The 19,104-nt window shown below is 69.5% G+C and carries 18 protein-coding genes and 3 pseudogenes; 10 read left to right on the top strand and 11 right to left on the bottom strand.

Annotated elements, in window-relative coordinates; translation table 11 throughout:
- The first annotated feature begins 242 nt into the window (after positions 1–242).
- Positions 243–596, top strand: coding sequence for a hypothetical protein (locus ACNPQM_RS21785; RefSeq protein WP_418085373.1), 354 nt, complete (start codon positions 243–245; stop codon positions 594–596).
- Here ACNPQM_RS21785 and ACNPQM_RS21790 read toward each other — a convergent pair.
- Both ACNPQM_RS21790 and ACNPQM_RS21795 read right to left on the bottom strand, forming a co-directional pair.
- Entirely contained in the window at positions 500–736 is a 237-nt protein-coding gene (locus ACNPQM_RS21790; protein ID WP_418085434.1) for a tyrosine-type recombinase/integrase, read from the bottom strand. The two genes, ACNPQM_RS21785 and ACNPQM_RS21790, sit on opposite strands and share 97 nt — an antisense overlap.
- Complete coding sequence (locus tag ACNPQM_RS21795) at positions 737–1,045, bottom strand: hypothetical protein (protein ID WP_418085374.1); 309 nt, start codon at positions 1,043–1,045, stop codon at positions 737–739.
- A 125-nt stretch (positions 1,046–1,170) separates the two neighbouring features.
- On the opposite strand from ACNPQM_RS21795, the gene ACNPQM_RS21800 reads away from it, so the two are divergent.
- The 4 genes from ACNPQM_RS21800 to ACNPQM_RS21815 all read left to right on the top strand — a co-directional run bounded on the left by ACNPQM_RS21800 (position 1,171) and on the right by ACNPQM_RS21815 (position 5,119).
- Positions 1,171–1,476, top strand: coding sequence for a hypothetical protein (locus ACNPQM_RS21800; protein ID WP_418085375.1), 306 nt, complete (start codon positions 1,171–1,173; stop codon positions 1,474–1,476).
- Positions 1,477–1,800: 324 nt separating this feature from the next.
- A complete protein-coding gene (locus ACNPQM_RS21805) occupies positions 1,801–2,544 on the top strand; it encodes an IclR family transcriptional regulator (RefSeq protein ID WP_418085376.1) in 744 nt (247 codons plus the stop codon).
- Entirely contained in the window at positions 2,541–3,578 is a 1,038-nt protein-coding gene (hisC, locus tag ACNPQM_RS21810; RefSeq protein WP_418085377.1) for a histidinol-phosphate transaminase, read from the top strand. The genes ACNPQM_RS21805 and hisC overlap by 4 nt, the downstream gene beginning before the upstream one ends.
- A 74-nt stretch (positions 3,579–3,652) precedes the next feature.
- The gene (locus tag ACNPQM_RS21815; protein WP_418085378.1) at positions 3,653–5,119 is read left to right on the top strand and encodes a purine-cytosine permease family protein; all 1,467 of its coding nucleotides are present in this window, start codon (positions 3,653–3,655) and stop codon (positions 5,117–5,119) included.
- A gap of 223 nt (positions 5,120–5,342) precedes the next feature.
- On the opposite strand, the gene ACNPQM_RS21820 is transcribed toward ACNPQM_RS21815, so the two are convergent.
- On the bottom strand, positions 5,343–6,053 hold the full coding sequence (locus ACNPQM_RS21820) for an IS6 family transposase (protein ID WP_418085435.1): 711 nt from the start codon (positions 6,051–6,053) through the stop codon (positions 5,343–5,345).
- A gap of 77 nt (positions 6,054–6,130) precedes the next feature.
- On the opposite strand from ACNPQM_RS21820, the pseudogene ACNPQM_RS21825 reads away from it, so the two are divergent.
- Positions 6,131–6,304 (top strand): annotated as a pseudogene (locus ACNPQM_RS21825) (IS701 family transposase); the annotation flags it as partial.
- 294 nt (positions 6,305–6,598) lie between these two features.
- On the top strand, positions 6,599–6,832 hold the full coding sequence (locus tag ACNPQM_RS21830; RefSeq protein WP_418085379.1) for a hypothetical protein: 234 nt from the start codon (positions 6,599–6,601) through the stop codon (positions 6,830–6,832).
- A 55-nt stretch (positions 6,833–6,887) separates the two neighbouring features.
- Here the strand turns inward: ACNPQM_RS21830 and ACNPQM_RS21835 are convergent, their stop codons facing one another.
- Positions 6,888–7,667 carry a TetR/AcrR family transcriptional regulator gene (locus ACNPQM_RS21835; RefSeq protein ID WP_418085380.1) on the bottom strand — a complete coding sequence of 260 codons (780 nt, stop codon included), beginning with the start codon at positions 7,665–7,667 and terminating at the stop codon, positions 6,888–6,890.
- A gap of 88 nt (positions 7,668–7,755) precedes the next feature.
- Here ACNPQM_RS21835 and ACNPQM_RS21840 point away from each other — a divergent pair.
- Positions 7,756–8,610 (top strand): annotated as a pseudogene (locus ACNPQM_RS21840) (alpha/beta fold hydrolase); the annotation flags it as partial.
- Between the two features lie 15 nt (positions 8,611–8,625).
- On the opposite strand, the pseudogene ACNPQM_RS21845 reads toward ACNPQM_RS21840, so the two are convergent.
- From ACNPQM_RS21845 to ACNPQM_RS21875, 7 genes and pseudogenes are all read right to left on the bottom strand, one after another.
- Positions 8,626–8,937 (bottom strand): annotated as a pseudogene (locus tag ACNPQM_RS21845) (alpha/beta fold hydrolase); the annotation flags it as partial.
- A 252-nt stretch (positions 8,938–9,189) separates the two neighbouring features.
- Positions 9,190–10,905 carry an ABC transporter substrate-binding protein gene (locus ACNPQM_RS21850; protein WP_418085381.1) on the bottom strand — a complete coding sequence of 572 codons (1,716 nt, stop codon included), beginning with the start codon at positions 10,903–10,905 and terminating at the stop codon, positions 9,190–9,192.
- A gap of 95 nt (positions 10,906–11,000) precedes the next feature.
- Complete coding sequence (locus ACNPQM_RS21855; protein ID WP_418085382.1) at positions 11,001–11,834, bottom strand: ATP-binding cassette domain-containing protein; 834 nt, start codon at positions 11,832–11,834, stop codon at positions 11,001–11,003.
- On the bottom strand, positions 11,831–12,871 hold the full coding sequence (locus ACNPQM_RS21860; protein ID WP_418085383.1) for an ABC transporter ATP-binding protein: 1,041 nt from the start codon (positions 12,869–12,871) through the stop codon (positions 11,831–11,833). Before ACNPQM_RS21860 ends, ACNPQM_RS21855 begins: the two co-directional genes overlap by 4 nt.
- Before the next feature lie 76 nt (positions 12,872–12,947).
- Positions 12,948–13,874: an ABC transporter permease gene (locus ACNPQM_RS21865; protein WP_418085384.1), complete on the bottom strand. Its 927-nt coding sequence runs from the start codon at positions 13,872–13,874 to the stop codon at positions 12,948–12,950.
- Positions 13,874–14,932, bottom strand: coding sequence for an ABC transporter permease (locus tag ACNPQM_RS21870; RefSeq protein WP_418085385.1), 1,059 nt, complete (start codon positions 14,930–14,932; stop codon positions 13,874–13,876). The genes ACNPQM_RS21865 and ACNPQM_RS21870 overlap by 1 nt, the downstream gene beginning before the upstream one ends.
- A complete protein-coding gene (locus tag ACNPQM_RS21875) occupies positions 14,929–16,575 on the bottom strand; it encodes an ABC transporter substrate-binding protein (protein ID WP_418085386.1) in 1,647 nt (548 codons plus the stop codon). Before ACNPQM_RS21875 ends, ACNPQM_RS21870 begins: the two co-directional genes overlap by 4 nt.
- Before the next feature lie 448 nt (positions 16,576–17,023).
- Between ACNPQM_RS21875 and ACNPQM_RS21880 the strand changes: the two genes are divergently transcribed.
- Both ACNPQM_RS21880 and ACNPQM_RS21885 read left to right on the top strand, forming a co-directional pair.
- Positions 17,024–17,716, top strand: a complete 693-nt coding sequence (locus ACNPQM_RS21880) for a pyroglutamyl-peptidase I (protein ID WP_418085387.1) — start codon at positions 17,024–17,026, stop codon at positions 17,714–17,716.
- Between the two features lie 7 nt (positions 17,717–17,723).
- Complete coding sequence (locus ACNPQM_RS21885; RefSeq protein WP_418085388.1) at positions 17,724–19,094, top strand: amidohydrolase family protein; 1,371 nt, start codon at positions 17,724–17,726, stop codon at positions 19,092–19,094.
- The last annotated feature ends 10 nt before the right edge of the window (positions 19,095–19,104 follow it).

Below are 19,104 nucleotides of genomic sequence, written 5' to 3' on the forward strand. Positions count from 1 at the left end.
CGCCGTGGACATCGCCTACATCGCGCACACCGGCTCCCACCAGCGCGGATGAGTTTTCGGCAGGCGCAGTGCTCGGCCCGGAGCCGATGCCCGGGGGCGGGCATCCGGCCACGGTCGGCGTGGAATCTCCGGGCCCAGGCGGTCATCCACTGCTCCAGCGGCCGGTCGGCGAAGGAGGCGACGTGCGGGTGCCGTGCGATAACGTCAGTGGCGGTGGCCGCCCAGCGATTCCACTCGCTGGCATGGGCCTGCCGTTCGCCGGTGCGCGCGCAGGTCGCCAGCCACCAGCCGACCTCGCGGCGCATCACCAGCGGCAGGGCAGTGATGTCCAGCCGGACCTGCCGCGATCCCCGCATGAAAACCCCGGCCAGCCGCGGATCGCGGTCGTCAAACAGCGACCCGGCGAACACCGGGTCAATGCCTTCCAGCAGCGCGGCGCTCTGGGCCAACCGGTCCACGGCGGTCGTGCCGCCGACACTCGGCGGAACGTGGTGATCGGTCACGACGATTTCCCCTCCAGGCCAAGCCAGTTGGTGGTGAACGACTTCCAGTTCGCCAGGGTCTTCAGTTCGGCATCCTCGGTGACCCAGCCGTAGAGGCTCAGCGTGGTCTGCACGTCGGCGTGACCCATTCGCCGCATCCCCACGTGCTCGTGGGCCCCGGACAGCAGCAGTGCGGTCGCATGGGTGTGGCGCCACCAGTGCGGTGTCCATGCAGACGGGACGGCTCTGCCCAGTCAGCGCTTGAGGTCGTCGACCAGGTCATAGACGGTCTCCGGACGGAGCGGCGCGAGCCACTCACCTCTGCGCAGGTTGACGAACACCCACCAGTTCTCCAGGTGGGCGTCGCCGTCGCACAGCTCCCACACGTACTTGCTGTGCAGACGCTCCAGGTCGTCGCTGATGTAGATGCGGCGGAACCGGCTGTTCTTCACCCGCACCCCGGCCGGGTGGTCCTGTCGGGGCACGACCTCGACGAACGGGGTCCTACCCTGGCCGACGTTCCACTCGCAGTGTTTGAGCGACAGGCACTCGCCCAGTCGCATCCCGGTCTCGCTCTGCGTCGCGAACAGAAGCCGGTCCCGTACCGACCCCGACCACTGTCCCGAGACCGCGTCGAACCGCGCGCACCCATCAAGGATCGCCTCGGTCTGGGCCGGTGTAAGTACTGGTGCTGGCCCGCGATCGCGCGGTCGTGGCCGCCGGCACCGGTGTGGAGCCTGGTGGCTTCACGCAGGGAACCGTCTTCGTCAACACGCTGTTTGCGGTAGGCGACGACAAGGGCGACGAGAGCACCAGCTCCAGCGACGACGCCGAAGGACAGCTTGATCATGTCGAAGAGGGTGCTGGCTGTCAGCACGGTCCCGGTTTTGATCCTGCTGACGCTCAGGACTTGTGTGAGCGTCCAGAAGACGCTTCCTGCGATGACAATCGCGCCGACAAAGACGAGTGTCAGGGCGCTGCCGACGGGCCATAGCCGTAGGCCTCGCTCCCCGTTACCGCGCCGTCATATCCAGGTAGTTGGGCTCTCCACAGGCCGTGACTCTAGAGCGCTGCGCCAGGTGGGCGGGCAGCTTCTGAAAGTTCCGGGTCTCGACCGTAGCTGACCACGAGCTCCGTGCGCGTCACCCAGGACAGCCTCGGCTCACGCTGCCCGGGACCGCAAACATCCGGCACGGGCATCTGACAGTTCGAGAAGAACCGAGTATCGCCCATTGACAGTCAGAGGAGCGGACCCTAGCCTCCGGGCATTCGAATAAGCGATCGTCGTTCGTATATACGAATGGCGAGAGGGGGGCACGTGAGCGATACATCGGTGGTCCGCGCCATGCGGATCCTGGAGTTGCTGGCCCACACGGAGAAGCCGGTGCCGCTGAAAGACCTGGCAGCGGCGTTGGACATCCCCAAGAGCACCGCGCACGGCATCCTGCGCGATCTGGTGCAGGAGCGCTTCGTGGACCTGAAGGAGCCTGCGGCCTACACGATCGGCCTCAAGGCGTTTGAGGTCGGTTCCGCCCACCTGCGCGTGGCCGGATTCAGCGGTGTGGTCGCGTCGGAGCTGGGACGCCTTTGCCGGGCGCTCGACCTGACCGCGCACTACGCGGTGCTGGACGGCACGGACGCGGTGTACCTGTACAAGCAGGACCCGCCGGGCCTGGGTGTGCAGCTGGCCAGTTCGGTCGGGGCCCGGCTGCCGTCCCACCTGACCGCGGTCGGGAAGAGCTGCCTGGCCTGGCTGGAGGTGGCTACGGTCGCCGACCACGTCGTCTTCGCGGGTGCAGCGGACTCGTCGCGGGGGCCGGAGGCGGACGCGCTGGCGTGCGAGCTTGCCCGGGTCCGCGAGCGCGGGTACTCCACCGACCACGGGCAGGTGGCGCTGGGCATCGAGTGCGTGGCCGCCCCCGTGTTCGATGCCGGCGGACCCCGCGGAGCGCTCGGGGTCAGCTACCTGCACGGCGCCTCCAGCCAGGTTGACGATGTCGCGGGCGCGGTGCGCGAGTCGGCCGCACGGCTGACCTCCATGCTCGGAGGTACGGTCCGATGATCGAGGCACGACCGTGGCTGGACCGGATCCAGCCGTACCGGCCCGGCCGGCACGCGACCAGCGCCGACGGATCGATGGCGTCCAACGAGTCCCCCCTCGGCGCCAGCCCCGCGGTCGCCGAAGCCGTCGCCGCCGCTGCCGTGGAGGCCCACCTCTACCCCGACCCTCTTGCACTGGCCCTGCGCGAGGAGCTCGCCTGCCTGCACGACGTGCATCCTGATCAGATCCTGTTGGGCAACGGCTCCGACGAACTTATCTTCCTGCTCGCCTGGGCCTACCTGGCCCAGGGCGGGCACGCTGTGTGCGCCGATCCGGCCTATCGCATGGACGAGATCAGCAGCCAGGTCGTCGACGCCCAGCTCACCAAGGTGCCGCTGCGTGACTGGACCCACGACCTCGACACCATGGCGGCCATGCCGGCCGACATCGCCTACGTCGTGAACCCGCACAATCCCACCGGTACCGTGGTTGGCCGCGGCGCACTGGAGCGGTTCGTCGCGACCGCCCGGGCCCGACTTGTCGTCGTCGACGAGGCATATATCGATTTCACCGACGACCCGGACGCGACCACCGCCCTGCCACTGGCCCGCAGAGGCCAGGCCGTCGTGCTGCGGACCTTCTCCAAGGTCCACGGCCTGGCCGGTCTGCGGGTCGGCTACCTGATCGGCAACCAGGAGATCGTGGCCACGCTGCGCAAGATCCGCGCCCCCTTCTCCGTCAGTGCCCTCGCCCAAGCCGCAGCCCTCGCGGCGGTCCGCGACCCGGACCACACGGACGCGGTGCGACGGCACACCCGCGACCACCGGGCGGCCCTGACCGACTTGATCAGCAAGGCCGGCTACCGGGTCGTCCCTTCCCAGGCCAACTTCGTGCTCGTGCAGACCCCCGACGAGCAACGGCTGATCGACCGGCTGGCCGCGCACGGCATCACGGTCCGCCCGGGCAGCTCGCTGGGTGTGCCCGGCACCGTGCGGATGAGCGTCCCCACCGCCAAGGGACTCGACCTGGTGGCACGGGCCCTGGCCTCCGGCTGAACCATCCCGGACGAACAACCGCACAACAAAGAACGACCGGCAGTCTCGAGAGCACCGTCACCCAAGGAGCGAGCATGGCACAGTCGGAAAGACCCGCCGCAGTTCTCGAGCGGCGCACGATCGACGTGGTACCGGAGGCGGAGCGGCACGGGACGCCGCTGAGTCAGTTCACGCTCTGGTTCGGGGCGAACATGCAGATCACAGCCGTGGTCAATGGCTCGCTGGCGGTCGTGTTCGGCGCCGACGCGCTGTGGGGCATTGTCGGGTTGCTGATCGGCAACCTGGTCGGCGGCGTGGTCATGGCGCTGCACTCCGCCCAGGGCCCCCGCCTGGGGCTCCCGCAGATGATCTCCAGCCGGGCGCAGTTCGGCGTGCTGGGCGCGGTCGTGCCGCTGGTCCTGGTGATCGTGATGTACCTCGGCTTCGCCGCCACCGGAACGGTACTGGCCGGTCAGGCGGTCGACGACATCCTGCACACCAGCACACCCGCAGTCGGCATCGTCGTGTTCGGCGTCCTGACCGCGCTCGTGGCGATCCTGGGCTACCGCTACATCCACGCACTCGGACGTGCGGCGACCGTGCTGGGAACGATCGGCTTCGCCTACCTCGCCATCCGTCTGGCCACCACCCACGACCTCGGTGGGGCCTTCCACAGCACCTCGTTCGGCGCCGCCACGTTCCTGCTGGCGATCTCCCTGGGCGCTGGCTGGCAGCTCACCTACGGCCCCTACGTCGCCGACTACTCCCGCTACTTGCCACGCGACACCCCCGAGCGCACCACCTTCCACTGCACCCTGTGGGGAAGCGTGGCCGGCTCGCAGCTGTCGATGACCCTCGGTGTGCTGCTCGCCTCGATACCGGCCTCGCAGGGCGGCGGATTCCTCGACAACCAGGTCGGCTTCCTCGGCACGCTGGCCGGTGGCGGCTTCATCGCCGTCCTGATCTACCTGGTCGTCCTCGTCGGGAAACTGACCGTCAACTGCCTGAACGCCTACGGCGGCTTCATGTCCGCGCTCACCACCGTGTCGGCCTTCACTAACGCCCGGCGTATCTCCCAGGCCGCCCGCGGCGCTTACATCGGCGGTTTCATCGCCGCTTCGATGCTCATCGCGATCCTGGCCAGCCACGACTTCCTGAGCAACTTCAAGAACTTCGTACTGACCCTGCTGATGGTGTTCACCCCCTGGAGCGCCATCAACCTGGTCGACTACTACCTGGTGTCCAAGGAAAAGGTGGACATCCCCGCCCTGTACGACCCCTCCGCACGCTACGGCCGATGGAACATCATCGCGCTGACCAGCTACGGCATCGGCATCGTGGCCCAGATCCCGTTCCTGGCCCAGTCGTTGTACACCGGCCCGATGACCAAAGCCCTTGGCGGCGCCGACATCTCCTGGATCGTCGGTCTCCTGCTCACGGCGGCGCTCTATTACGGATGGATCCGCAAGCGCTCCACCGCGCCAACCGCGATGATCTACCCGGAGGACGCCGACGCCACCGGGCCCCGCACCGACTCCCGCGCCGAGATGAACAGCCTGTAGTACACCGGCAGCCCGCCGAACGCGTACCCGCCCGCAAAAGGGGCGGGCACGCGTTCGTCACCGATGCAGGAAGGCCTTTGCTTGCGGGAACCCGCGATTGCTGCGAGCGTGGCAGCGTTCAGCGAAGTGGCCTTACTTCTGCAACGGGCGTTGTCACGTTGTCGAGGGTGTTGGCGCTCGGCGGGGCGTCGGGGCGTGCTGGGGTCGGGTTCCGGCTCCGCGCTCAGGCCGTGGCGGGCAGGCCGGCGGTGCCGGTGATCTGCTCCCAGATCGCGAAGCGGACGGTCATTTCGGCGCGGTGGTCGGTGGCGGTCATCAGGTGGCGTCGGGGTCGGAAGTGGGGTGAGATGCCGCTGAACGCGGACAGGAACCGCCTGGCTCCGCCGACGCTGCGGAAGCCCTTCATGGCGCGTTCTCGTTGCCGGGTCGGCTGGTGGGAGTTCTCGGCCCGGTTGTTGAGGCCCTTGTGGGAGCGGTGCTCGACGGAAGGCATTACCTCGCGGTGGGCGGCCCCGTAACTGCGGAGCTTGTCCGTGACCACCACCCGCGGCACCGAGCGGGTCTTCTTGAGGAGCTTGCGGAAGAAACGCCTGGCCGCGGCCTTGTCGCGTCTGTTCTGCACGAGGATGTCCAGCACGTTGCCGTCCTGGTCCACCGCGCGCCACAGGTACTGCAGCTCACCGTTGATCTTGATGAAGACCTCGTCCAGGTGCCATTTGTCGCCGGGACGGGGACGTCGGCGACGCAGCGCGTTGGCGTAGGCCTGACCGAACTTCAGGCACCACCGCCGGACGGTTTCGTAGGAGACGACCACGCCGCGCTCGAGCATCAGTTCCTCGACCTCCCGGAACGACAGCGGGAACCGGTGGTACAGCCACACGCAGTACGAGATCACCTCGACCGGGTACCGGTGACCCTTGTACGACGGCGACATGCCCTCCACGGACGATCCCCTCCACCAGCAATCAACCCGAAGATCATCTCACCCTGCCAGCCAACATGACAGTGCCCCGCTGGCGCATCGAGCACGACTACCGGGAGATGAAACAGGCCCTGGGCCTGGCCCACTTCGAGGGCCGAACCTGGGGCGGCTGGCACCACCACGTCACCCTTGTCTCTGTCGCGCACGCCTTCTGCACCCTGCAACGACTAGCCCAAGCCCCAAAAGACGCGGCGCCGGCCTGAGCCTCTACCAAGTCGTCCGCGAACTCCAAGACCCTCCTCGCAGTCTGGACCGGCGCCTGCCCCACCTGCCACCGCGACATACCCACCCCTATACCGACCTGACCAAGCACTCCTACTTCGCCGGCTCCTGCGGCGGCGCACCGCTCACCGTGATCCGCCAGTACATCGAAGGCCAGAAGCGGACCACCTGACCGTCACCGACGTAGACGCAGAGACTCCGGCGCTCCGCGCCTCCGCGCTCAGGATGCGTTTCCCTCCCCGGCTGAAGCCGGGGATACCCACGCAAGATCAGGGATGGACCCGTGCGCGGTCGCTGGCGTCGCCGTCCACCACCGCTTCGACCCGGTGCTGCGCCTGGCCTGGTCCGGTGACGCCCGCGCCTACCGGCTCTCCCACACGGCCGGTCTGCACCCGCTGATCCGGTCAGATCTCGGGGACGGCCAAGTAGAGGCCGCAGGCGCAGTCTGGGGATCTTCCGGGGTGCCGCCGAAACTGCCTGTCGCCACTCTCACAGATGGTCATTTGTGAGGGGGCGGAGCGTCGCAGGAGGTGAGAGCTCGGGCATGACTCTCCCGATGAGGCATCAGGAGGTTGCGGTCGACACCGGACTGGCCGCGGGTGGCTCTGCCTCCGCGCGACCGCGCACGGAGGTCGCTCCGATGTTGTCGGACTGAAGGAGCCCGGTGAGTACACGGGTGAGGATGCGGGCCAAGAGCGAGTCCGATGAATCCTCGGCCTCGGGCGGCTGCCCCAGGGCGGTGGCGAGGTGCGGGTGGTGGCCTGCCATGGCGACCTGGGTGAGGTATTCCGCCTGGGCCTGCTGCCACTGCGGGATGGTCTGCCCGGCGAGATGCTGGATCACCTCGGCGCGGGTCAGAGTGGAGACGACGGCGTTGAGGATGGCGATGGCCTCCAGTTTGGTCCGGGGGCTGACGTCGAGGTCGGCGAGCGCGGCCAGGGCGTGCTCCAGGTAGGTGACCGCGTGCGGCCCCAGCGGGGTCCTCGTCGCGGTCGCGTCGAGCAGCCATGGGTGCGCGAGGTAGACGCTCCTGCTCTGCCGGGCCAGGGCGAGTAGGTCGTCGAGCCAGTGTCCGGAGCCGAGCCCGGCGTAGGAGATCTCGCCGTTGACCTGGTCGATCATCAGTTCCAGTAGTTCGTCGCGGGTGGCCACATAGCGGTAGAGGGATGCCGGTCCGGCCCCGAGGGCGACCGCCACGGCCCGCATGGTGACGGCGGGCAGGCCGTCCGCGTCGGCCAGGGCGATCCCGGCGGCGGCGATGCGGTCGCGGTCGAACGTGGGCGTCGGGCCGCGTCCGGCGCGTTCGGGGCGCAGCCAGATGCTGTGGGCGGAAGGCTCGGTCATGGCCCCTCCTGTTCTGCGAACGGCGTATGCAGTACCTTAGGCCATATGAACTGCGAACATAGATCGCAGTAAATGAAAGAGAGCCGACATGCCCCAGCCGCAGCCGCAGCCGCAGCCGCAGCAGGAGTGGACGCCGACCCGGTACGCGCACAACGGCGACGTGCAAGTGGCCTTCGACCAACTGAATGGCTCCGAGGGCGAACCGCTGCTGCTCATCATGGGCTTGGCCACCGCCCGGTTCTGGTGGCCGGCCGGACTGTGCCAGGCCTTCGGAGACGCCGGGTTCGCCGTGGCCCGCTACGACCAGCGCGACGCCGGCCAGTCGACCCGGATGCCGGACACCGCCACCACCAACCCCTTCAAGGCCCTGTTTGCCAAGCGCGGGGACGCCTACACCTCCGAGGACATGACCGACGACGCCATCGCTGTGATGGACGAACTCGGCTGGGAGCGAGCCCATGTCTTCGGCCACTCACTGGGCGGCGCGATCGCCCAGCGGATCGCGCTGCGACACCCCTACCGGGTGCTCAGCGTCACCTCCTCGGCGGCCCTGCCCAGCGACGTCTCCGGTCTGGGGGTCCTGCGCTACCTGCGTTTCGGCCTGCTCGCCAAGCTCGCCCGGACCAAGTTCCCCGAGGGACGCGAGGGCGACATCGAGGCCGCCCTCACCGTCTGGCGCGGCATCGCCTCCCCCGGCTACCCCTTCGACGAGGCCGCGGCCCGCGCCTGGGTCGAGGCCGACGTGGACAGCGGCCCGCGCGACAACAAGGCGCAGAGCCGCCAGATCGGAGCCCAGTGGCACGGACCCAGGCTCAAGGAGCTACGCCGACCCGCCCTGGTCCTGCACGGCGAGCAGGACCCGATCCTGCGTGTCAGCGCGGGCCGCGCCACCGCCCGGGCCATCGACGGCGCCCGCCTGGTGACCTACCCGGGCGTCGGCCACGACCTCCCCGCCGCCCTGTGGACCGACGTCGCCCGCCAGGTCAGCGACATGGCGGTGGACACCGCCGCTGGACCCTCCGACGAGCACGGCCCGGCCGATCCCGACGCTGTCCATGAAGGCCAGCAGGCCGGCGGCGAAGTCCTCGGGAAGGTAGCCGCCCGGAGGCTTGGCGGCGTCCCCGTGGCCTCGCTGGGTGGGCGCGTACGCATGAAGCGACGGCGGCAGATGCCGTAGCAACGGCTCGAACGTCCGCCAGGAATCCACATAGCCGTGGACCAGGACGACCGGGGTGCCCCCGGGGCGGCCCACCTCGGCGTACGGGAGCACCAGCCCCTGACGCAGGACCGCTTGATGTACAGTGCCGGGTCGCCGACAGTGGTCTGGTCGCCGCCTACGATCTGTTCGTGCTGGAACCTTTCAGCGCCTGGACCGATCCCTCGGTGCCCCGGCCGCGGGCTGTTCCACCACCGCGGCGACGGGACCTTCACCCTGGACGGCTCGATCGTCGATCTGCGGGACTGTATGACCAAGTGGCAGTACCTGCTGTAGCGCCCGGCACCCGGTGCCCGGCGTCAGCCGCTACTTCCTCCCCCCGATGTCGGCCGCCCACGGGTAGGTCAGCTGGACCGAGCTGAGCGGGGCGCCGGTCAGGTCCGGGTTCAGGTAGAGGGGGTTGAAGGGTGTGTAGAGCGGTATCCAGATGGACTGGTCCACGGCGATCTTCTGGGCCTGGACGATGAGTTCGGCACGCTGCTCGTTGTCCGCGGTCGCCTTGGCCTCGTTGATCAGCCGGTCGAACTCCGGGTCAGACCACTGGGCGAAGTTGAAGGTGTCGCCGGTCTGGAGGTACTGGTAGATCGCGGTCGGGTCCGGATAGTCCGCCTGCCACAGCGAGAACAGCATGTCGATGCCCTCACGGGCTTTCGCGTCGCTGTAGAGAGCGTTGTAGTTGTCCGCGGGGAGGGTCTTGATGTCGACCTTGAGCCCGATCGACTCCCCCGCGCGCTTGATCTCCGTACCGATGACCGGCATCTCCGACTGCGATCCGGTGACCGCGATGGTGATCGGCTCGGCGGGGGCTCCCGCCTCGGCCACCAGCTTCTTCGCCTCCTCGACAGGTCCGCTCGGGTCGGGCAGCGCCTCGTACGCCGCCTTCAGTTCGGGCTGTGCGTAGCCCCAGGTGCCGGGTGCGGCGGGGGCCTTGAGGGGTTCGGCGGCACCGGAGACCGCCGCCGAGATGATGCCCTTGCGGTCGATCGCCAGGGACAGCGCCTTACGGATCTTGACATCGGCGAGCGGGCCCTTGAGGTCGGTCACCATGCCGACATAACTGCCCGAGGTCCGCCCGAAGTAGAGGGAGGTGTTCCCCTCCCCGCCCGCGTCGGCCGTCCCGCCGTCGCCGCCCTGGGCCAGCAGTTTCCCGTATCCCGACGCCGGGACGAACCACGATCCGTCCAGCTCCCCCGCGAGCATCGCCGTCGTCCGGGCGGCCGGGTCGCGGATGAACTCGAACTCCACCTTGGCCGGCTTGGCCGCGCGCTTGGCGTCCCAGTAGCCGTCGAAGCGCTCGATGGTGATGGACTTGCCCGCGGACCAGTCGGCCAGCCGGAACGGGCCGGTGCAGTCGACCCCGCCGTCCGGGCGGCCCAGCTTCTTCCCCGCCTTCTCGGACTCGGCCTTCCCCACGACGCGTCCGGCCGGGGTCGCCATCGCCTGGTTGAACTGCGCGTCCGGCTTCTTCAGCTTGACGGTGATCTCCCGGTCCCCGGTCGCCGCGATCGAATCGACGTTCTTGTACACCGCGTCATGGTAGGAGCCGAGCGACTTGTCGAGGTTACGGCCGAGGCTGTACGCCACGTCCTCCGCGGTCATCGGGGCGCCGCTGTGGAAGGTGACCCCTTCCCTCAGCTGGTACACCCAGGTCAGCGGGTCGGGGTTGGTCCAGGAGGCGGCGAGCGACGGCTGGAAGCTGAAGTCGGGGTCGATCCTCAGCAGGCTCTCGCAGACGTTCGCGAGCACCTCCATCGGCGGGAAGTCATTGCTGTAGATGGGGTCCAGGGACGACGGCTCGGCGTACAGCGCCCAGCGCAGGCTCTCGACGCCGCTCTTCGCCGGGGGCATCGACTCGGTGAGTTCCGGGGTGCCGGTGCGCTTTCCGACCCCGTTCTCCACCCCTCCGCAGGCGGACAGGGCGAGCGCCGTACAGGCGGTGAGCGCCGTGAGGACCGTGGTGGTGCTGCGACGGCGCGGCCGGCCGGGGCGCGGAGCGCCGGGACGCGGAATGCGGTGGGACATGGTTCCTCCAGCGGGCGCCACGTACGGACGCGGAACGAGTTGAGAGCGAGGAGAGAGGCAAGCCAGGAGAACTGGGGGTGTGAGGAGAGGGAGGGTCAGCCTGCCGCGAGGAATTCGCGGCGGGCCTTGGACACTTCGGCCGGGTCCCAGCCCAGTCGCGGCACACTGGACAGCAGCAGCCGGGTGTAGGGGTGTTCGGGGTGTTCCAGTACGTCGGCGGTGGCGCCGCTCTCGATCACCTCGCCCCGGAACATCACCACCACGTCCTCGGCCACCCAGCGGACGACCTCCAGGTCATGGCTGACGAAGATAAGGGCGACCCCGGTGTCCCGGCGGATCTCGGAGAGCAGATTGAGGATCTGGGCCTGGATGGACACATCCAGTGCCGCCACCGCCTCGTCCAGGACCAGCAGCCGGGGATCGGCGGCCAGCGCGCGGGCGATCGCGACGCGTTGCCGCTGCCCTCCGGAGAGTTCCCTCGGCAGCGCCGCCGCCTCCCGGATACCGAGGCCGACCTGACCGAGCAGTTCGGTACGCCGCCGGTCGCGTCCGGCTGCGTCCAGGTCCCGGTGCAGCCGCAGCACCTCGTCGATGGCGTCGCCGACGGTCTGCCGGGGGTCGAGGCTCTGGTACGGGTCCTGGAAGACGAGCTGTACGGTCCGGGCGCGCTGCCGGCGCAGGGCGCGACCGCTGCCCGCGCGGATCTCCTGTCCGTCGAAGACGATACGGCCCGCGTCGGGTTCCTCCAGTCCGACGATCAGCCGGGCGGTGGTCGTCTTCCCGGAGCCGGACTCCCCCACGATGCCGAGCGAGCCACCGGCCGGTACCGCGAAGGACACCGCGTCCACGGCGACGACCCGCCCGTGGTCGTAGGTCTTGCGCAGCCCCTCGACCTGGATGACCGGGGGGACGGAACGGGTGGCGGTCATCTCCGCTCTCCCTTCGTGAGGCCGGGGGCGGGCGCGGCGGGCTCCGCCGGATCGGCGGGCAGATGGCAGGTCACCCGGTGTCCGTCGCCCTCCCGGGTCTGCGGCGCGGTGTCATGGCAGTGGCCGATGGCCTGCGGGCACCGGGGGGCGAAGGCGCAGCCGCCTTTCACCTCGTACAGGCCGAGCGGGCGGCCGGACACCGCGTGGAGTTCGGCGCGGTCGGGTGCGGGCCGGGCGGCGAACAGGGCGGCGGTGTAGGGGTGGCGGGGGGCGCGGGCGAGTTCGGTGGCGGAGTTGGCCTCGACGATGGAGCCCGCGTACATCACATGGATGCGGTCGCAGACGGCGACGGCGAGGTCCAGGTCATGGGTGACCAGGACGATGGACAGTCCCCGGTCGCGGCGCAGCCGCAGCAGGATCGACATGATCTCGGCCTGGGTGGTCACATCGAGCGCGGTCGTCGGCTCGTCGGCGAGCAGCAGTTCCGGTTCACTGGCCAGCGCGGCGGCGATCATCACCCGCTGGAGCATGCCGCCGGAGAGTTCGTGCGGGTACTGGCGCAGATGGCGGTCCGGGTCGGGCAGGCCGACCTCGGCGAGCAGGGCGGCGGCGGTGCGGCCGGCCTCGGACTTGGACAGGCCCTGGTGGAGGCGGAGAACTTCGGTGAGGAAGGTGCCGATGCGCTGGAAGGGGTTGATGTGGGCCCGGGGGTCCTGGAAGATCATCGACGCGGTACGGGACCGTACCTCGGCGAGATCCTTCGGGGACGCGCCCAGCATTTCCCGGCCGGACACATGGACTTGCCCGCTGACCTCGGCGTTCGCCGGGGTGAGCCCGACGGCGGTGCGCAGGGTCATGGACTTGCCCGACCCTGACTCGCCGACCAGGCCGACGATCTCGCCCTTGGCGCAGGTCAGGGACACCGAGGCGAGGATCGGCTTACGGTCCTGGCCGCGCCGGACGGTGAGCGACAGGTCGGCCACCTCCAGCATCGCGGTGCGCGGTGGGTCGGTGTGGGGCACTGCGGCGGTGGTCATGGGAGAAGCCTTTCTGCCGAAGCCCGGGCCGAGGCCGAAGCCCACGACGAAGCCGAGGCCGACGCGGTGCGGATGCTCATCGGTCCGCCCTTCTGATCCGGTCCGCCACACCCTCGCCGATGAGGCTGAAGCCGACGACGGCGATGACGATGAGGACACCGGGAGCGAGCGCCGACAGCGGTGCGCCCTGGAGCAGGGCGACCTGGCCCTCGGAGATCATGGCGCCCCAGTCCGCCTGGGGCGGCTGGACACCGAAGCCGAGGAAGGACAGTCCGGCGAGATCGATCATGGCGTAGCCGAAGCAGAGGGACGCCTGGGCGAGCACCATGGGCGCGATGTTGGGCAGCAGATGCCGGGCGATGATGCTCAGGGCGGAGAACCCCTGGATCTCCAGGGCGCGGATGTACGGGCGGTGCCGTTCGCTGAGAGCGGCGCTGCGGGTCATCCGGGCCATGTAGGGGGCGTAGGCGATGGCGAGGGCGAGGACGGTCGCCTTGAGTCCGGCGCTGAGGACGGCCACCAGAAGGATCGCCAGCAGCACTCCGGGGAAGGCGAAGATCAGCTCGACCACCCGGGACAGTACGGTGTCGACCCAGCCTCCGCGCCAGGCGGAGACGACTCCGACGGTGACCCCGAGCAGGGTGGCGCCGACGACGACGCCGAGCGGGCCGAGCAGTGAGGTGCGGGCGCCGTGGATCAGCCGGGACAGTACGTCACGGCCGGACTGGTCGGTGCCGAGCAGATGCTCGGCGGAGGTGCCCTGGAGGCTGTCGGCGAGGGACACCGCGTTGGGGTCGTGCGGGGCGAGCCAGGGAGCGAACAGCGCGACCAGCACGAAGAGGGTGAGGACCGCGACGGACACGGTCACCGACTTGCTTCCGCCGATCCGGCGCGGCCAGATCCGGCGTCGTACGAGTGCGGTCTTCTCAGGGGTCGCGGGCGGGGTGCCCTTGGCGGAGGGCCCGGACGGGGTGCCCGGCGGGGTGTCGGTCATGGCCGGCATCAGGCGCCCACCTTTCCTCGGACCCGCGGATCGACCAGCGGGTGCAGCAGATCGACCAGCAGATTGCAGAGCGCGAAGACGCCGACGATGATCAGCACGATCGCCTGGGTGACCGGGAAGTCCTTGGCGTTGACAGACTGGACCAGCAGCGATCCCATGCCGTTGAGGCCGAAGGCGGTCTCCACCAGGGTGGTGGTGACCAGCAGTCCGGAGACGACGAGTCCGGCGAGGGTGACGACGGGGACGAGGGCGTTGCGGAAGGCGTGCCGCCAGATGACCCGGCGCTGCGGGATGCCCCGGACCCGGGCGGTCTCGACATACTCCTTGCTCAGTTCGGCGAGCATCGAGGAGCGGGTGGCGCGGGCCACCAGGGCGGCCGACGACAGGGCGAGGGCGACGGCGGGCAGGGTGAGATGCCAGATCCGGTCGAGGAAGCCCTCTCCCGCGCCGAAGGCCGGGAACCAGCCGAGGGTGACCGCGAACAGCGAGGTCAGCCCGATCGCAATGACGAAGGACGGGGTGCCCATCGCGATGGTGGTGCCGATGATGGCGGCGCTGTCCGTCTTGCCCCGCTTGACCGCGGCGATCACACCGATGACGACACCGGAGACCAGGATCAGGACGAAGGCGTAGGCGACCAGGGTGACGGTGGTGGTGACCCGGGAGCCGATCAGATCGCCCACCGGCTGGCGGAACTGGAGGGACTGCCCGAAGTCACCGGTGAAGATGCCGCCCAGCCAGGACAGATACCGCTCGAAGAACGGATCGTCCAGGTGGTACTGGTCGCGGATGGCCTGGAGGGTGTCCGCGGTGACGGAGTTGCCCCGGACCAGGAAGGACTCGGGCGAACCGGGGGCCAGATACATCGCGGAGAACACGATGAACGAGGTCACGAGCATCAGCAGGGCCAGTGCGGAGAGCCGCTTGGCGAGCATGATCAGTACGCCGGTCACGATCCCGCTCCTGACCGACGGCGACTTGGGGCCGCTCGGTGCTTCGGGGTCCTTGGCCAGTTCCACGGTCACTCCGCTCGCCAGGTCCACGGGTGCCCGGGTCACGAGGACGCTCCCAGGTCGGCGGCCCACGGGTAGTGCAGCTGCACGTACGAGGCCGGGGTGCCGGTCAGCCGCTTGTTGAGGAAGAGGGTGTTGTAGGGGGCGTAGAGGGGGATCCAGGCCAGCTCGTCCACGACGATCCGCTGTGCGGCGGTGACCAGCTCGGCACGGCGGGCCGGGTCCTGGGTGCGGCCGGCCTCCTCGATGAGGTCGTCGTACTTGGGGTCAGAGAAGCTGGAGAAGTTGTAGAAGTGGCCGGTGGTGAAGTACTGGTACATCTGGAGCGGGTCGGGGAAGTCGGTGCCCCAGCCGGTCAGATAGAGGTCGATGCCCTCGCGTGCCTTCGGGTCGGTGTAGACGCCGTTGTACTGGTCGGCGGGGATGGACTTGACCTCGACATTGAGACCGATCTTCTTGGCGGCGAACTGGATCTCCGCGCCGATCACCGGGACCTCTGCCTCGGCACTGGTCGTCGCGACGACGATCGGCCGGTCGGGCGCCCCGGCCTCCTTCACCAGCTTCTTCGCGGCGTCGAGGTCACGTTCGGTGACGGTGAGCCCGTCCCATGCCTTCTGGTAGGTGTCCTCGGCGTAGCCCCAGGAGCCGGGGACGGCGGGTGCCTTCTGGGGTTCACCGGCGCCGCTGATGACGGAGTCGATGATGCCCTCGCGGTCGATCGCCATGGACAGCGCCCGGCGGATCCGGAGGTCCTTCAGCGGTCCCTCGGCGTCCATCACGATGGCGTTGAAGCCCTGGGTGGACTCGCCGTAGTAGACGGTGCCCTTGCCGCTGCCGGACAGCCGGCCGAGCGCGGAGGGCGGCAGGAACCAGCTGCCGTCGATGGAGTCGGACAGCAGTCCGCTCACCAAGGCGGCGGGGTCGCGGACGAACTGGAACTCGATCTCCTTGGCCTTGGCCCGGTGTTCGGCGTCGAAGTAGTCGTCGTCGCGGGTCAGGGTCATCGACTGACCCTTGTCCCAGGCGCTCAGCTCGAAGGGCCCGACGCAGTTCACCCCACCGTCGGGGGTGCCGTACGCCTTGCCCTTGGAGGTGACCGTCGCCTTGCTGTCGACGATTCCGGCGGGGCTGCTGAGGTAGGAGGTGAACAGGGAGTCGGGCTTCTTGAGGGTGACGGTGACCTCCAGCGGGCCGGTGGCCTTCACCCCGGAGACGTTCTCGTAGGCGCCTGACCAGAAGGAGCCTGCCTTGGTGTCGAGGTTTCGGGCCAGGCTGAACGCCACATCGTCGGCCGTGAGGGTGGTGCCGTCGTGGAAGGTGACATCCGGGCGGAGCTTGAAGACCCAGGTCTTCGGGTCCGGGTTGGTGAACGATTTCGCCAGCGCGGGCTGGACCGACATGTCCGGGCCGAGCCGGAAGAGCCCCTCGCAGACGTTGGCCATGATCTGCCCGGTCTCGAAGCTGGCGTTGTAGATCCAGTCGAAGGACGCCGGTTCGGCCGTCACGGCCCAGGTGATCCGTTCGAGGTCACCGGCGGGCTTGGGGGTCAGTCCGGTGACGGAGACCCCCTTGTGGCCGGCGGGCTTCTTTTCCGGGGGGGCGCCGGAGCAGGCGGTGAGCAGCAGCGCCCCGGCGACCAGGGACACGGCGATCCGTCTGGAGCGCGGTGGGACGGAGAGGGCGTTCAAGGGAGGTACCTCCGCGAGGGATTCGGGGTCACGCAGGGGGCGGGCCCGCAGCGGGGATGCGAGTCGCACAGAACGTCGGGTGTACGGGTCGTGCGGCGGCCTGGGTGGCGCGGGGCGCAACTCAGCCGGAGTCAACGGGTGTTCGCGTGCAGCGGAGGAACCATCCCGGCGGGGTGCCATGTCTCGGCTGTGTCCCGGCTGCGCTGCTAAGAGCCCTCGGGCTCGTGCTTGATGGCGGCAGTCAACACCTGGGGGTACTCGGGGTCAAGACCTTGAAAGAAACGTTTCTTCGAGAAAAAGAAACGTTTCTTTTCTTCGATGTTTCCGTCATGATGCTGAGCCAGGGCGATGAGACGCACTTCCGCCCGCCGGCTTGACGCGTTCCGCCCATCCGGCTTGAGCGCTTCCGCCCACCGGCTTACGCATTCCACCCACCGGAAGATGAACGATGACCCAACCCTGGATTCTGGTGACCGGGAACGGCGCCTTCGGCACGGAGGCCAGCCGGACCGAGCTGCACTACGCCGACAACCCCAGCTCTGCCGTGGCACTCGCCGTGGACGGCGAGGAGATCGGCGGCCACCGGGTGGTCGGACGCGCCCTGCTGTGGAACGAGCGCCCCGAGGAGGCGCTGCTCCCGCTGCTCGCGCCGGACAGCGGGATCGGGCCGCCGCCGGCCGCCGTGGTGTCCTGCGGGGTCTTCTCGGGGCGGACCACCGTCACCGTCGAGCGCACCGCGGTCAATGTGGAGGACTTCCAGTTCGCCGAGGACGGGCGCCGCCCGGCGGGCGAGCCCCTCTACCCCGACGGGCCGGCCGCCTATCTCTCCACCCTGCCGATCAAGGCCATGAGCACGGCGATGCGCGCGGCAGGAGTGCCCGCGCTGATCTCCAACTCCGCCTCGACCCACGGCTGCAACGCCGTCATGTTCACCGCCCTGCATCTGGCCGCCCGTCTCGGGCTGCCCACGCGGTGCGGCTTCGTCCATCTGCCCGACACCCCGGAGCATGTCGCCCGGATCGGCCACAACGGTCCGAGCATGGACCTCACCCTCCAGATCGCCGCCGTCCGGGCGGGCCTGGCGGCGGTGGCCGCGCATCCGGCGGACATCCGGGTCCCCGCCAACGAATGGGAGTGGTGACACCGCCATGCCGTCCGAACGTGATCTCTCCGCGACCCCGCCGCCGCCCGGTTCCGCCCTGCTGATCCGGGGGGCCCGCGTCCATGGCCGTAACGGTCTGGTGGATGTGTATGTGCGGGAGGGGAAGGTGAGCGGGCTGGTTCCCACGGGAACCGGGGAGGCGGTGACCCCGGCCGGGCCCGTCGAGACCGTCGAGCCCCTCGAAGGGGACGGTGACCAGCCCGTCGACGCGCACGGTGGTCTGCTCTCGCGTGCCTTCACCGAGCCCCACTACCACCCCGACAAGGCGTACAGCAGAGACCTGGCGCCCGCCGGAGCCCGGGACGGATTCGAGCGGGCCCGGCTGATCAAGGCCGGTTTCACCGTCGAGGACGTGACCGAGCGAGCGGCCCGCGCCCTGCGGCTGGCCGCCTCGGGCGGAGTCACCAGACTGCGCGCCAATGTCGATGTCGACTCGGTGTCCGGGCTGCGCGGACTGTACGGCGTGCTGGCCGCACGGGAACAGGTCGCGCATCTCATGGACGTGGAGATCGTGGCGTTCCCGCAGGAAGGACTGGCCCGGGACCCCGGGGCACGGGACCTGATCGCCGAGGCGCTGCGCTCGGGGGCCGGCCTGATCGGCGGCTGGCCCAATGTGGAGGATGGCCATGAGGCCCAGCGCGCCGTCGTCCGCGAGACCTTCGACCTGGCGGAACGCTTCGGCGTCGGTGTGGACATCCACGTGGACTGCGCGATCGACCCGGCCGAGACCATGCTGGAGTACATCGCCGAGGAGACGGTACGGCGCGGCTTCCAGGGCCGGGTCCTGGCCAGTCACTGCTGCGGCCTCGAGGTGTACAACGACACCGACGCGGCCCGTGTGGTGGCGGCGGTCGCCGACGCGGACGTACGGATCGTGGTCGTACCGCTGAACCTGGTCGACGGCGGGCCCCGGGGGCTGTCCCGTCCGACGGAGCTGCTGGCGGCCGGGGCGATGGTCGCCGCGGGCAGCGACAACATGAACGACGGCTGGTACGCCCTGGGCACCCTGGACCCTCTCGACCGGGCCCGGATGACCTTCCTCGGCGCCGGGTTTGAGGACGAGAGTGCCGTCGATCTCGCCTGGGAGATGGTGTCCGGCCGCGCGTCGGCCGTGCTCGGCGGGCGGGACGGGGACATCGAGGTCGGCGAGGACGCCGATCTGGTGCTGTTCGAGGCCCCCGACCGGGGGACGGCGCTCGCCGGGGGTCCCGGTACCCGGACGACATTCCGGCGCGGGCGCCTGGTGGGGCGCCGGGTCACCGACGCCCACACCGATCCCGGCTCCGGGTCCCGCCCGGCTCACCCGGCTCATCTGTCTCACCCCGACTCGCGTACGACGCTGGGGGCGGGCCGATGAGCGGCGGGGG

Source organism: Streptomyces sp. NPDC056231, assembly GCF_048270745.1.
In the GTDB taxonomy this organism is placed as follows: Bacteria; Actinomycetota; Actinomycetes; order Streptomycetales; family Streptomycetaceae; genus Streptomyces.

Bases quoted from the DNA above. Each gene is read 5' to 3' on its own strand.
- ACNPQM_RS21785 (WP_418085373.1), top strand. From the start codon at position 243: ATGGGCCTGCCGTTCGCCGGTGCGCGCGCAGGTCGCCAGCCACCAGCC.
- ACNPQM_RS21860 (WP_418085383.1), bottom strand. From the start codon at position 12,871: ATGACCACCGCCGCAGTGCCCCACACCGACCCACCGCGCACCGCGATG.
- ACNPQM_RS21795 (WP_418085374.1), bottom strand. From the start codon at position 1,045: ATGCGACTGGGCGAGTGCCTGTCGCTCAAACACTGCGAGTGGAACGTC.
- ACNPQM_RS21820 (WP_418085435.1), bottom strand. From the start codon at position 6,053: ATGTCGCCGTCGTACAAGGGTCACCGGTACCCGGTCGAGGTGATCTCG.
- ACNPQM_RS21885 (WP_418085388.1), top strand. From the start codon at position 17,724: ATGCCGTCCGAACGTGATCTCTCCGCGACCCCGCCGCCGCCCGGTTCC.
- ACNPQM_RS21865 (WP_418085384.1), bottom strand. From the start codon at position 13,874: ATGCCGGCCATGACCGACACCCCGCCGGGCACCCCGTCCGGGCCCTCC.
- ACNPQM_RS21830 (WP_418085379.1), top strand. From the start codon at position 6,599: ATGGACCCGTGCGCGGTCGCTGGCGTCGCCGTCCACCACCGCTTCGAC.
- ACNPQM_RS21880 (WP_418085387.1), top strand. From the start codon at position 17,024: ATGACCCAACCCTGGATTCTGGTGACCGGGAACGGCGCCTTCGGCACG.
- hisC (WP_418085377.1), top strand. From the start codon at position 2,541: ATGATCGAGGCACGACCGTGGCTGGACCGGATCCAGCCGTACCGGCCC.
- ACNPQM_RS21850 (WP_418085381.1), bottom strand. From the start codon at position 10,905: ATGTCCCACCGCATTCCGCGTCCCGGCGCTCCGCGCCCCGGCCGGCCG.
- ACNPQM_RS21835 (WP_418085380.1), bottom strand. From the start codon at position 7,667: ATGACCGAGCCTTCCGCCCACAGCATCTGGCTGCGCCCCGAACGCGCC.
- ACNPQM_RS21855 (WP_418085382.1), bottom strand. From the start codon at position 11,834: ATGACCGCCACCCGTTCCGTCCCCCCGGTCATCCAGGTCGAGGGGCTG.
- ACNPQM_RS21815 (WP_418085378.1), top strand. From the start codon at position 3,653: ATGGCACAGTCGGAAAGACCCGCCGCAGTTCTCGAGCGGCGCACGATC.